Raw genomic sequence first — 13,013 nt, forward strand, 5'->3', positions numbered from 1 at the left:
AGAAGAAATTTTTCTACAATGAAAGTGTAGATGAATGCAAAGGGGCTGAATCAGTATGTTAGTCATAGATCATATTACGAAATCATTTGGTAAGAAGGAAATTATAAAGAATGTTTCTTTTGAGGTGAAGAAAGGGGAAACATTTGGATTACTTGGTCCAAATGGTGCGGGAAAATCAACGACGATATCAATGATTTGCGGGTTAATTTCATACGACAGTGGTGATATAAAAGTTGGCGGGAAATCAGTAAAAGAATATCCATTAGAGGCGAAAAAGAAAATTGGTATTGTTCCACAAGACATTGCGCTCTATCCAACACTTTCAGCGAAGGAAAATTTGGTTTTTTGGGGAAAAATGTACGGTTTAAATGGAAAAATTGCAAAAGAACGAGCGGAGGAAGTATTAGCTTACGTCGGTTTACAGGACCGTGGAAAAGATAAAATTGAAACATTTTCAGGTGGAATGAAAAGGCGTATTAATATTGGTGCAGCACTTATGCATGAGCCAGAGTTGTTAATTATGGATGAACCGACAGTTGGGATTGATCCGCAATCGAGAAACCATATTTTAGAGACTGTTAAAAAGTTAAATGAAAAAGGGATGACAGTTATTTATACGAGTCATTACATGGAAGAAGTAGAGTATTTATGTGAAAGAATTGCAATTGTTGATCATGGAAAGGTAATTGCATTAGGAACGAAAAGGGAACTATGTAATCGCCTGGCGGATGGGTTTATAGTGAGATTGCAATTAAATCGTTATAGTACGGAACTGCTACAAAAGTTGAAAGCACTCTCTGTTGTTGAACGAATTATTTTTGATGAAGATAATAGTACGATTGATATTGGGCTAAATGGTGGTGAGTCCATTGGTACAGTTGTGTCAGTAGTTGTGGAGAACAACGCTCAAATTTTAAAGCTTGAAGTGCAAGAACCGAATTTAGAGGCACTCTTTTTACAATTAACAGGACGTTCACTTCGTGATTAAGGAGGTTAGTGCGAGATGAAAAGTTTTATTATTGCATGGAAAGATTTAAAAATACGTTTAATTGATCGGCGCGGATTTATGATGATGTTAATTATGCCGCTTTTATTAACAGCGATTTTAGGTTCAGCGTTAAGTAATATATTTGATAATGGTGGACTACCCAAAACAGTGATTGGCTATTATCAAGTAGGAAATGATGAGTTTGCAGATGTCTTTCAAAAAGACGTATTGCAATCTAAAGAATTAAAAGATGATGTGAAAGTAAAGATAGTTAATTCTCAGGAAGAGCTTGAAGATATGTTAAAGGAAAAGAAAATCGATGTGGGAATCGTCATCCCGAATAAATGGAGCGAACAAGTACAAGATGGAAAATTAAAAGAACCAAAGGTGTTTATAGACCCATCAAAAGATATACAAGCGAAAATCGCTGAATCAATGGTCCGCTCTTTTTCAGAGCGTGTTCAAACAATTGCGGTATCTACTAAAAGTGTTGTGACGGAATTAGCAAATCCTCAGCATAGTAATGTGGAACAAGTTGCAAAAGAAGTAAGTGGGGATTTACAAACAGTAGCAACTTCGGGTGCAGATAACATTGAAAAAGGAACGATAGGTAAAAAAACAGTTGCAGCGATGCAATATTATGCCGCAGCGATGTTAGTCATGTTTTTACTATATAACATAACAGTAGGTGCAAAGTCAGTTGTAACAGAGCAACGAACTGAGACGTTGGCGCGTTTGTTCAGTACACCGACGAGTTCATTTTCAATTTTATTCGGGAAGTTTTTAGGTACATTATTATTTGCTTGTATACAATTTGGGATATTTATAGTTGCTACACACTTTATGTTTCATGTGGAATGGGGCGGAGACTTATCTCAAATAGTAGCGGTGGGAATGTCTTATGCAATTTGTGTTTCGGGTTTATCTATGTTAATTGCCGCTTTTATTCGTGAGGAAAAAACGGCAGATGTAATGGGAGGAATCGGTATTCAAATACTCGCTATATTAGGAGGATCGATGTTACCAATTTACGTATTCCCTGATACACTTCAAACAATTGCGAATGTTGCTCCGAATAAATGGGCACTTACAAGCTTTTTAAATATTATGTCGGGAACATCTTGGGATGTGTTACTCCCTGTTATTTTTAGTTTATGTGGTGCAGGAATTGTCTCCGTTATGATAGGAACATTACGTTTACATACGAGATAGGAGGGAGAAATGATGAAGAAAGTTTGGGCACTTTGTTGGCTAGAGTTAAAACAACTTTTAATAAAACCACAAAGTTATATACTTATGTTTGGAATGCCTATTATTTTTACACTCATTTTCGGCGGACTTTTAGGTGGAAGTGGGAATAAGAAAGTAAATGTTAGCTTAGTAGATGAAGATGGTTCTGTATTATCTAGCAAGTATTACGAGGACATACAGAAAAGTGACTTAATTTCTATAGAGAAGGTAACGTATAAGGAAGGCAAACAGAAGATTGAAAACAAAAAATCATCCGGCATAGTTCTTATTCCGAAAGACTTTCAAAAGAATATGTTAGATGGAAGGGTAGAAAATATTCAGTTTCAAGCTAGTGCTGATTTTACTGGTGGAACTTCTGTAGAGCAAGTATTGGCAAGTGCATTAAAAAAAATGGAGATAGAAGTTAGTGCAGCGAGAGATTTTGAGAAGAAAAGTAACGCTTCGTGGGAACCTATGTATAAAGAAATCTATACAAAAGTAGAACCTGCTTCGATTCAAAAAGAATCAATTTCACATGATGATCAAAAGTTAAATAACGTTACAGGGCGAGCAGCGGGATTTTCAATTCTATTCGTTATGATTGTTATGTTAAGTGCGACGGGGACTATTTTGAAAGCTAGACAACTTGGTGTTTGGTCTCGTTTATTAGAAGCACCAGTTTCAAAAGTTCAAATACTAACGGGATATATCCTTTCATTCTTCTTAATAGGATGGATTCAATTTGGTGTTCTAATGATATTAACGAATTCCTTATTTAATGTGCAGTGGGGAAATTTGTTAGGGGTTATTATACTCGTTTCCGTATTATTATTAGCTGTCATTGGTCTAGCCTTATTATTAGCAAGTATCGTGAAAACAACAGAACAACAGTCTGCATTAGGTAATATCGTTGTGATTTCAACATGCATGATTGGTGGCCTGTATTGGCCAATTGAAATTGAACCAGCATGGATGCAGACAGCAGCAAATTTTGTTCCGCAAACTTGGGCGATGCGTGGCTTTACGGAGTTAATTGTAAGGGGAGGTACATTGGCTGATATAGGAGGATATATTGGTATACTCATTTTATTTGCAGGAGTCTTTTTCATAATTAGTTTAACAAGAATACGTTACGACTGAAAAAAACAGAGTTACAGCTTTACACGCTGAACTCTGTTTTCTTTTTGTGTCGTATCTTCCCTTGTTGAAATGATAATAGCGATCCCGAGCATCATAAAAAAAGCTAAAAAGAGGACGAACTTTGGGAAGAACGGGAATAGTAATAGCGCCCCGACTATCATAATTGTTAATAATACGTAGTGAAGGACGTATTGGAATAGGTTGTCCATGTTTTCGCCCCCTTTTTGGTAATTGGTTATTAGTATTCTATGTTTCATACGGAACGAATAGAAGTGAATTTTTAATTTTTTAATACGAAATAAAAAAGAACGGTTGACATGTTTAAAGGAAAGGAATAATCTTGAAATTAATTCATACTATTTTTATAGGAATAATAAATATAGTTGCAGGAAGGAGTCCTATGTTCCTACATCGTTAAAAATTAGGAAGGTAAAGGTGATAGTGCAATGAAAAATGTTTTTAAAGGAGCAATTGCTACATTTTTGAGTGTATCAGTATTACTAGCCGGATGTGGTCAAGAGGAAGCGAGTACAAACGAGGCCAGGAACGTCCCGAAAGTAAAAGATGAATTTATTCAGGCAAGCGACAAAGCAAAAAGTCCCGTAAAAGCAAAAGAAAGAAAAGATACTTTTGTAGTTGGAATGCCGAGTCCTGGAGGGATATTCCTTCCGCACTTTATGGAGAATGGATGGGATGGTAATATAACGCAAGCTATCTTTGCACCTCTTGTTGGACTCGATAAGGAAGGAAAACCAATTCCAATTTTAGCGAAGAAGTGGGATATTTCGGAGGATCAGCTTACATATACGTTCTATTTGAAAGATGGTTTAAAGTTTAGTGATGGATCACCACTAACTGCAGATGACGTAGCATTTACATTAACGCTATTACACGATCCAACTTATAGTGGAGCGACTGATATAAGTCAAACAGCAATAAAGGGTGGGCAAGCGTATAAAGAAGGAAAGGCAACCTTTATTGAGGGAATTCAAGTCATTGATCCGAAAACAATTACGATTACGACTGAAAAGGTAAATGCTCAAACACTATCATTAATCGGTGGAGAAGTTATATCTAAAGCTTATTACGGGAAAGAGTATAAACAAGGGCACCTAGAGTATTTAAAAGAGTTGTATGGAAAACCGATGGGAGCAGGAGCTTATAAGTTAGATAAATATATTCCTGGTCAAGAGGTTCGATTTGTAGCTAATGAAAATTATTTTGAAGGAAAACCGAAGATTGAGCACTTTATTTATAAAATTTCAAAAGGTGATACAAAGCTACAACAATTTCAAGCCGGGGAAGTAGATTATGATGGTTTTACGACAAACACGGAGACGATTGAACAGTTAAAGGATTTAGGTTTTGCCAATATTAATGTATATACGGGAAGCTCTTATGGTTACATTAAAATGAATTATAAGAAACCATACTTTAAAGATAAGCGTGTCCGCCAAGCATTTATTTACGGATTAGAGCGTCAAAAAGTTATTGATACGTATTTCCAAGGTTATGCTTCACTCGTTAATGTACCGATTACGCCAGTTTCTTGGGCGTATACAGAAGAAGGGATTAATAAATATGAGTATAACTTAGAGAAAGCAAAGAAATTATTGGATGAGGCTGGATGGAAAGCTGGTCCAGATGGAATTCGCGAAAAAGATGGCCAAAAATTGAAGGTAAGTTATTTTGCTTCTTCTGCAAGTAAAATAAATGATGTAATGATCCCGGTGATAAAAGAGGATTATAAAAAGCTTGGTGTAGAGTTTAATCCAGAATATATGGACTTTAATACGATGATTTCAAAAGTGATAAAAGGTGATTATGATTTAGCGATGGTATCTACGCCAATGATTGATGATCCGAGTGGAACGATTGAAGAGTTTGTTTCAACAAGTAAACGAAACTATGATGGATACCATAATCCGAAAGTAGATGAATTAGCGAAGCAGGCACTAGAAACATTAGATATTGAAAAACGAAAAGAAATTTATAAAAAGTTGTACCAGGAGTTAAGTGAAGATCCACCTGTAATCTTCTTAAATAATAGTAAAGTTGTGTCTGCACATCATGCGCGCATTCAAGGATTGCAAGAAGATAACTATAACGGTATTTTGTTAAGTTTACCTAAATTAAAGATAGAATAATAATTTTTGAAAAATTTTAAAAATATTTATTTAGAAAGAATTGACAAAATATAACGGAAGATATAAGCTAATAACCATAAAGTCTACCGGAAAGGTCGGAATAGGATTGTTACCCCTCAAAAACATCTATTTTTTTACGATTAAAATCGACTTTTCCGATTGGCTATAAATGTTGCTGTGGGAGGCATACATAAGGTAATAAGTTCAAAGGGTATCACTATTAAAAAGTTAGGGTGGGGACAATGAAGAAAAAGACAAAAAAATGGGCTGGTGTATTTTCGGTATTACTGAGTAGTTCGCTTGTGTTATCTGCTTGTGGGGGACAGGAAGATACTGCTTCTACAGAACCGGTAAAAAAACAAGACTTAAAAGACGCTAAGATTGAATCAATTCCAGCTACAGATAAAAAGAAAAGTCCAGAGAAAGCAAATCAGCGAAAGGATACTTTTATTACGGCCATTTCTAAGCCAGGGGGAGTTTTCCTTCCATATTTCCAAGAGAATGGTTGGGATGGAAATGTAACGTCTGTAATTTTTGCATCACTAGTAACAACAGACAAACAAAGTAAACCCATTCCGGACCTTGCAGAAAAATGGGATATTTCTGCTGATCAGTTAACATATACATTCCATTTACGTAAAAATCTAAAATTTAGTGATGGTTCGCCTTTAACGGCTGAGGACGTAGCATTTACATTAACACTACTTCATGATAAAGCGTATGAAGGTGGAATGGACATTGCTCAGTATGCTGTTAAAGGTGGAAAAGAATATAAAGAAGGAAAAGCAACTTCTATTGAAGGAATTCAAGTTATTGATCCACAAACAATTAAAATTACAACTGAAAAAGTTAATTCACAGGCGCTAATTAATTTAGGTGGTCCAGTGCTATCAAAAGCTTATTATGGAAAAGATTATAAACAAAATACAAGTTTAGACTATTTAAAAGCATTATATGGGCAACCAATTGCGGCGGGTCCATATAAATTTGAAAAATATGTTCCGGGTCAAGAAGTACGCTTTGTTGCTAACGAACATTATTATGCAGGTAAACCAAAAATCCAAAACTTTATTTACAAAATCACATCAGGTGATACTGGATTCCAATTATTCCAAACCGGTGAACTGGACTATAGTGGATTTAGAGCAAATCCTGAGAATATAGACCAATTAAAAGGATTAGAGTTTGCAAACATTAATCTTGAATCATCAAGTGACATTGCTTATATCTATGTAAATAATAAGAAATCGTATTTGAAAGATAAAAAGGTACGTCAAGCACTTACTTATGGATTAGACCGTAAGAAGTATGTGGATACAGCTTTACAAGGATATGGATCTGTTGCTAACGTACCAATTGCGCCAGTTTCATGGGCATATACAGAAGAAGGTATTAATAAATATCCACACGACGTAGAAAAGGCTAAAAAATTATTAGATGAGGCTGGTTGGAAGGTAGGTTCTGACGGGGTTCGTGAAAAAGATGGTCAAAAATTAAAATTAACATACTACGCATCAAATACAGGTAAAACAAATGATATCTTTATTCCAATTGCAAAAGAAAGTTACAAAGAAATAGGTGTTGAATTAAATCCAGAGTTGATGGACTTTAATACGATGCTTTCAAAAGTAGGGAAAGGTGACTACGATTTAGCGGCAGTTTCAACACCAGGAATTAGTGATCCAAGTGAAGTTGTAAGTGATTACTTATCGACTAATCCAAAAAGTGATACGGGTTATAGTAATCCGAAAGTAGATGACTTGATTGTAAAAGGCATAGGGACGACAGATATTGAAAAACGTAAAGCAATTTATAAAGAACTGTATAAAGAGTTAAGTGATGATCCACCAGTTATTTTATTAAATTATCGTAAACTACTTTATGCTCATAATGCACGTATAAAAGGAATTGATCCAGAAAAGTACGATAGCATCAGTTCCAACTTACCAGTGTTATCTATTGAACAATAAGGGTTGACCTAAATAATAGAAGACGTTTTTTCACACAGCAATGGAATGGTAGCTGTTTTGAAAAAATGTTCTTCTATTTTTAAGTAAATAGGATTGGGGAGACAAAAGGTGAAAACATATATCATTCGTAGGTTCCTTCAAATGATCCCTACATTGTTTGGTACATCTATTATTATTTTTTTCTTATTTGCACTTTTGCCGGGAGATTATATCGATTCAAATCCGAAGTTAACACCAGAGAGAGCCCAAGAATTAAGGGAATTATACGGCTTAGACAAACCAATTATTGAAAGGTATTTTCATTGGTTAGTGAATGCGTTGCATGGTGATTTTGGATTTTCTTTACAGTACCAAGAACCAGTAACTTCATTACTTAATAAATTCATTTGGAATACATTTATTGTTGCTGTTGCAGCTTTATTTTTCACTTGGATTATTGCTCTTATTATTGGGGTTATTTCTGCAACAAAGCAGCACTCTTGGTTTGATAGATTGGTAACAATCGGTGTCTTTGCAGCAATGTCATTTCCATCATTCTTTATCGGACTATTTTTAATAAAATTATTAGCAGTTGATTTAAAGTTATTACCTATTGGTGGCATGATTGATATCGGGAGTAACTCAACAGGGATAGCATACATATTAGAAGTATTACGTCATATGATTCTACCTGTATTTATTTTAACGCTTCTTGGTGTAGGATCGTTAACACGATATTTTAGAACCGGCATGTTGGATGTTATTAGACAAGATTATATTCGTACTGCTCGTGCAAAAGGCTTAAAAGAAAGAAGCGTTATTTATAAACATGCATTGAAAAATGCAATTTTGCCAGCAATTACATTACTCGCTTTTGAATTACCAGGTTTATTTTCAGGAGCTATTATTATTGAACAGATTTTTAACTGGCCAGGAATCGGGAGTATTCAATTAGAAGCATTAAACTTCCGTGATTATACAGTATTAATGGCCTTTACGATGTTTCTTTCGTGTTTAACAATTATGGCTAATTTCTTAGCAGATATTGTATATGCGTTTGTTGATCCAAGAATTAGATTGAAGTAAGGGGGGAAAGATATGGAGACCATTACACCAATAATAGAGAAAAAGAAAGAACGGAAAAAGAGAAACGAATCATCACCATGGCGCCAAGCGTATAAAAAAATTAAGAAAAATAAGATGGCATTGTACGGATTATACGTTTTAATATTTATGTTTTTATTTAGTTTTATCGGTCCAATCTTTTCACCATATGCTGATGGAAAAGTACAAGTAACACAAATTAATAAACCACCCAACCTATCACATTGGCTTGGAACAGACCAGTTGGGACGGGATATTTTAACTAGACTTATGCAAGCAGGTCGTATTTCATTAACAATTGGTTTAGCGTCGATGCTACTATCCGTTATACTAGGAGCTTTATTAGGAGCAATTGCTGGTTTTTATCGAGGGGTTGTGGATCATTTAATTATGCGTGTTGCGGATGTGTTAATGTCCATTCCGGGATTACCGCTACTTATTATAATGGGAGCAATTTTATCAGAATGGAAATTACCATCAGAATACCGTTTATATGTTGTAATGATTATTTTAAGTTTAGTAGGATGGCCAGGACTTGCTCGTCTTGTGAGAGGACAAATTTTAACATTGCGGGAGCAAGCATTTATGCAAGCAGCAGATGTATTAGGATTAAAGGATTCTCGAAAAATTATTCATCATTTAATTCCTAATGTCTTTCCGTTGCTTATTGTTGTAGCAACTTTGGGCGTGGCTGGATCTATTTTAAGTGAGTCCGCACTAAGCTACTTAGGTCTCGGCGTTGTCCCACCTACACCATCATGGGGGAATATGATTAGTGCAGCGAACTCATTAATTGATTTTCAAAAGCGCCCATGGTTATGGATTCCGCCTGGTTTTGCAATCTTTATAACAGTTGTATCCATTAATTTACTTGGTGATGCACTTCGTGATGCGTTAGATCCAAAGATGAGACGGTAGGTGAGGGAATATGAGTAAAGCAGTAGTAGAGCTAAAAGATTTACAAACACACTTTCAGACAGAAGAAGGAACAGTAAAAGCTGTGAATCATGTTAGTTTTTCTGTTCGAGAAGGTGAAACTGTTTGTGTTGTAGGTGAATCTGGTTGCGGGAAAAGTGTAACGGCTTTATCTATTATGGGACTTATTGCTGAATCAGGTAGTGTAGTAGGTGGAGATATTTTATATGAAGGAAAAAGTCTTTTAGGAATGAAAGAGAAAGAGCTTCGTAGTTTACGAGGGAATGATATTGCGATGATTTTCCAAGAACCGATGACATCGCTAAATCCAGTCTTTACTGTAGGGGAACAAATTGTAGAGACGTTAAGGGAGCATGAATTACTTAGTAAAAATGAAGCATATAAGAAGGCAATTGAGTTAATTCGTAAAGTCGGTATAGCCCGCGCGGATGAAATCGTCCATTCTTATCCACACGAACTGAGCGGTGGTATGTTACAACGTATTATGATTGCTGTTGCACTTAGTTGTAATCCTAAGTTATTAATTGCTGATGAACCGACAACGGCTCTTGATGTTACGATTCAAGCTCAAATATTAGATTTATTAAGGCAAATAAAAAAGGAATTTAAAACATCCATTTTATTAATTACACATGACTTAGGTGTCGTAGCGGAAATGGCTGATTATGTTGTCGTTATGTATGGCGGGAAAGTTATTGAAGAAGCACCGGTACTAGAAATATTCCAAAATCCGAAACACCCGTATACGAAAGGTTTGTTAAAATCAAAACCAGTGATGGGAAAACGAATAGATAAACTATATTCTATTCCAGGGCAAGTTCCTAATTTAGTTGGTTTGGATGAGTTTTGCTACTTTAGCGGCCGTTGTGAGCATTGTATGGAAATATGTAAAGAAGAAGCGCCAAGTTTGAATGTACATGATGAGAATCATAAAGTTGCTTGCTGGTTATATGAGGAGCGTGCGAAACAATGAGTGAACCATTATTAGAAGTAAAAAACTTAAAAACATATTTTCCAATTAAAGGCGGCATATTTAGTAGAACGGTTGGACATGTAAAAGCAGTTGATGGAGTAAGTTTTACTATTAATAAAGGTGAAGTATTCGGCCTCGTTGGTGAATCGGGAAGCGGAAAAACAACGATAGGAAAAACAATTTTACGTCTCGTCCAAAAAACGGAAGGGGAAGTGAAGTTTAAAGGGCAAGATGTTCACTCTTTATCTAAGGAAGAATTGAGAAAACATCGTCCTAATATGCAACTTGTCTTCCAAGATCCATTTAGCTCATTAAATCCGAGAATGAGAATTGGGGAAGCGCTTGGTGAACCGATGTTAGCTCACGGATTAGCGACGAAAGAAAATGTTCGTGAAAAAGTGACAGAAGTATTAGAGTTATGTGGCTTAGCCCCATATCATATTGATCGGTACCCTCATGAATTTTCGGGTGGACAACGCCAACGTATCGTTATTGCAAGAGCTATGGTATTAAACCCAGAATTTATTGTAGCTGACGAACCTGTGGCAGCATTAGATGTATCTATTCAAGCACAGATCATTAATTTATTTAGTGAGCTACAGGAGAAAAAGGGATTATCTTATTTGTTCATTTCACATGATTTAAGCGTAGTAGAGCACTTATGTACGAAGATTGGAATTATGTATTTAGGAACGATTGTGGAAACAGCGCCGCGTGATGAGTTATTTACGAATCCACTTCATCCGTATACGAAAGCATTGTTATCCGCTGTTCCAATACCAGATCCAACAGTGAAGCGAGAGAGAATCATACTAGAGGGTGACATTCCAAGTCCAGCGAATCCACCTTCGGGGTGTCGTTTTCATACACGTTGCCCGTTTGCAACAGATATTTGTAAACAAATGGTACCAGAATTCCGTAATGTTGGTGAAGAGCATTTTGTTGCTTGTCATCATGTATAAAAGAAAAAGACTCTTTCAAATAGAAAGAGTCCTTTTTTTATTTACTAGATGAAGTTTGTTTCAATACAAATTGTTCGATTGCATGAGCAACACCATGTTCATTGTTTGTTAATGTTACAACATCACATAGTTTTTTTACATCTTCTTCAGCGTTTCCCATTGCAACTGATAAACCAGCTGCTTCTAACATGGGTACATCGTTAAAATTGTCACCGATAGCAACTGTATCTTCAATTGGTATATTAAAATGGGCTGCCATTTGTTTCAGTCCATTTCCTTTATGTCCATTCTTGTCCATAATTTCTAAATTAGTAGGAGCAGATGCTGTAACCATAATATCAGTATCTTCTTGTAACATACTTAATAGCTGTGCGCGATGCCCTGCGTTAAATGTCAAAATAAAGAATTTAGATATTTCTAATTCTGGATTATTTACAACATCTTCTATTTTTTGGAAATCAGTAATTAAGTTTGATTTCTTTTGTTTTTCTGTAATTCTTTCAAGTTCCTCAAGCGTAACATCTAGTGCATGCTTATTTTCTTCGAACGCTTGCATAACTTGATCTTGCCATGTATATGGAGAATAAACTCCTTTATTTGTATATAGCTTATAAGGAAAGCCTTCAGATTCTAGTAATTTTGCAAGTTTGTACACTTTGTCGTTTTGTATACAACGTGAGTTAATTACTTCTCCATCCACATAAACAATTGCCCCATTGCTTGCTCCAACTGGAAGAGATAGTTTATACTCTTCCAATAATTTCAAAGCATCCTCTTTTGCACGGCCAGAACAAATCATGACAATATGACCAGCCTCTTTTGCAGTTTGGATAGCTTGTAAGTTCTCTTTGGAGATTTCAAGATTAGATGATAGTAGTGTACCATCCATATCTAATGCGATTAATTTCAAAATGACCACCTCTTTGTTCTTATTATACATAGTTATATAAAGGAAACATATAAACTTATCTTGGAAAGATTGTATTTTATCTCTCATGAACTATCAGTAAGAATTTGATAGATTCCACTTTATTAATGAAAGATTTATCTTACTTTGTAACAAAAGTAGAGGTAGGTATAGGGATGTTTCGTTATATGACTGTAATATTACATGAATGTTACAAATATGGATTTAGTAGAAAATGCATTAAATCAAGGTTTTTGAAGGTTTTCATAAAAAAACGTAAAAAAAGTGTAATAAAATTTACGTAATTATATTGCAACGTAACAATAGTTATGTTACATTAATGTTACAAACGTTACGTTATTAAATTTAATGTAACGTCAACATAAAAACTATGAAATAAACATTTCTTAGAAATTACATATAGATAACTTATTAAAAAGGAGGATACATAATATGAAAGAGCAAGTATTACAAGTAACAAAAGGTGACTTCGTAGGATCAGCAAGTGGAGCAGTAGTATTAACAGCATTAATCGTATTCTTATCAAGCGTATTAGTATAATAGAAGTTTTGTAAAAAGAAAAAGAGAGGAGAATGCAAAATGAAAGAGCAAGTATTACAAGTAACAAAAGGTGACTTCGTAGGATCAGCAAGTGGAGCAGTAGTATTAACAGCATT

The 13,013-nt window shown here is 35.2% G+C and carries 13 protein-coding genes; 11 read left to right on the top strand and 2 right to left on the bottom strand.

Annotated features, from left to right (window positions below; all coding sequences use genetic code 11):
- Nucleotides 1-55: 55 nt before the first annotated feature.
- From PDQ33_RS21595 to PDQ33_RS21605, 3 genes are read left to right on the top strand one after another with little or no spacing between them, the layout of a single operon-like run.
- Entirely contained in the window at nt 56-988 is a 933-nt protein-coding gene (locus tag PDQ33_RS21595; protein ID WP_000960160.1) for an ABC transporter ATP-binding protein, read from the top strand.
- Nucleotides 989-1,003: 15 nt separating this feature from the next.
- Nucleotides 1,004-2,200, top strand: a complete 1,197-nt coding sequence (locus PDQ33_RS21600; protein ID WP_000834532.1) for an ABC transporter permease — start codon at nt 1,004-1,006, stop codon at nt 2,198-2,200.
- A gap of 12 nt (nt 2,201-2,212) precedes the next feature.
- A complete protein-coding gene (locus PDQ33_RS21605) occupies nt 2,213-3,358 on the top strand; it encodes an ABC transporter permease (protein WP_061130715.1) in 1,146 nt (381 codons plus the stop codon).
- Between the two features lie 11 nt (nt 3,359-3,369).
- Here PDQ33_RS21605 and PDQ33_RS21610 read toward each other — a convergent pair whose 3' ends face one another.
- Complete coding sequence (locus tag PDQ33_RS21610) at nt 3,370-3,567, bottom strand: hypothetical protein (RefSeq protein WP_000369262.1); 198 nt, start codon at nt 3,565-3,567, stop codon at nt 3,370-3,372.
- Between the two features lie 237 nt (nt 3,568-3,804).
- Between PDQ33_RS21610 and PDQ33_RS21615 the strand changes: the two genes are divergently transcribed.
- The 6 genes from PDQ33_RS21615 (at nt 3,805) to PDQ33_RS21640 (ending at nt 11,429) form a co-directional block, all read left to right on the top strand.
- Complete coding sequence (locus PDQ33_RS21615) at nt 3,805-5,505, top strand: ABC transporter substrate-binding protein (protein ID WP_061130714.1); 1,701 nt, start codon at nt 3,805-3,807, stop codon at nt 5,503-5,505.
- Nucleotides 5,506-5,747: 242 nt separating this feature from the next.
- Nucleotides 5,748-7,475: an ABC transporter substrate-binding protein gene (locus PDQ33_RS21620; protein WP_000730667.1), complete on the top strand. Its 1,728-nt coding sequence runs from the start codon at nt 5,748-5,750 to the stop codon at nt 7,473-7,475.
- 108 nt (nt 7,476-7,583) lie between these two features.
- Nucleotides 7,584-8,540 (top strand): ABC transporter permease, encoded by a 957-nt coding sequence (locus PDQ33_RS21625; RefSeq protein WP_270756588.1) that lies wholly within the window; start codon nt 7,584-7,586, stop codon nt 8,538-8,540.
- A 12-nt stretch (nt 8,541-8,552) separates the two neighbouring features.
- A complete protein-coding gene (opp4C, locus tag PDQ33_RS21630; RefSeq protein ID WP_000447961.1) occupies nt 8,553-9,476 on the top strand; it encodes an oligopeptide ABC transporter permease in 924 nt (307 codons plus the stop codon).
- 10 nt (nt 9,477-9,486) lie between these two features.
- Nucleotides 9,487-10,467, top strand: a complete 981-nt coding sequence (locus PDQ33_RS21635) for an ABC transporter ATP-binding protein (protein WP_000030784.1) — start codon at nt 9,487-9,489, stop codon at nt 10,465-10,467.
- A complete protein-coding gene (locus PDQ33_RS21640) occupies nt 10,464-11,429 on the top strand; it encodes an ABC transporter ATP-binding protein (protein ID WP_061130713.1) in 966 nt (321 codons plus the stop codon). The genes PDQ33_RS21635 and PDQ33_RS21640 overlap by 4 nt, the downstream gene beginning before the upstream one ends.
- A 37-nt stretch (nt 11,430-11,466) precedes the next feature.
- Here PDQ33_RS21640 and PDQ33_RS21645 read toward each other — a convergent pair whose 3' ends face one another.
- Nucleotides 11,467-12,339, bottom strand: coding sequence for a Cof-type HAD-IIB family hydrolase (locus PDQ33_RS21645; RefSeq protein WP_000766404.1), 873 nt, complete (start codon nt 12,337-12,339; stop codon nt 11,467-11,469).
- Between the two features lie 450 nt (nt 12,340-12,789).
- Between PDQ33_RS21645 and PDQ33_RS21650 the strand changes: the two genes are divergently transcribed.
- Together PDQ33_RS21650 and PDQ33_RS21655 are read left to right on the top strand one after the other, a co-directional pair.
- Entirely contained in the window at nt 12,790-12,897 is a 108-nt protein-coding gene (locus tag PDQ33_RS21650; protein ID WP_000664237.1) for a DUF3948 family protein, read from the top strand.
- A 39-nt stretch (nt 12,898-12,936) separates the two neighbouring features.
- A partial coding sequence (locus tag PDQ33_RS21655; protein WP_002101907.1) for a DUF3948 family protein occupies nt 12,937-13,013 on the top strand: 77 nt, incomplete at its 3' end.

This window comes from Bacillus cereus group sp. Bc031 (genome assembly GCF_027716265.1).
GTDB classification, from domain to species: Bacteria; Bacillota; Bacilli; order Bacillales; family Bacillaceae_G; genus Bacillus_A; species Bacillus_A paranthracis.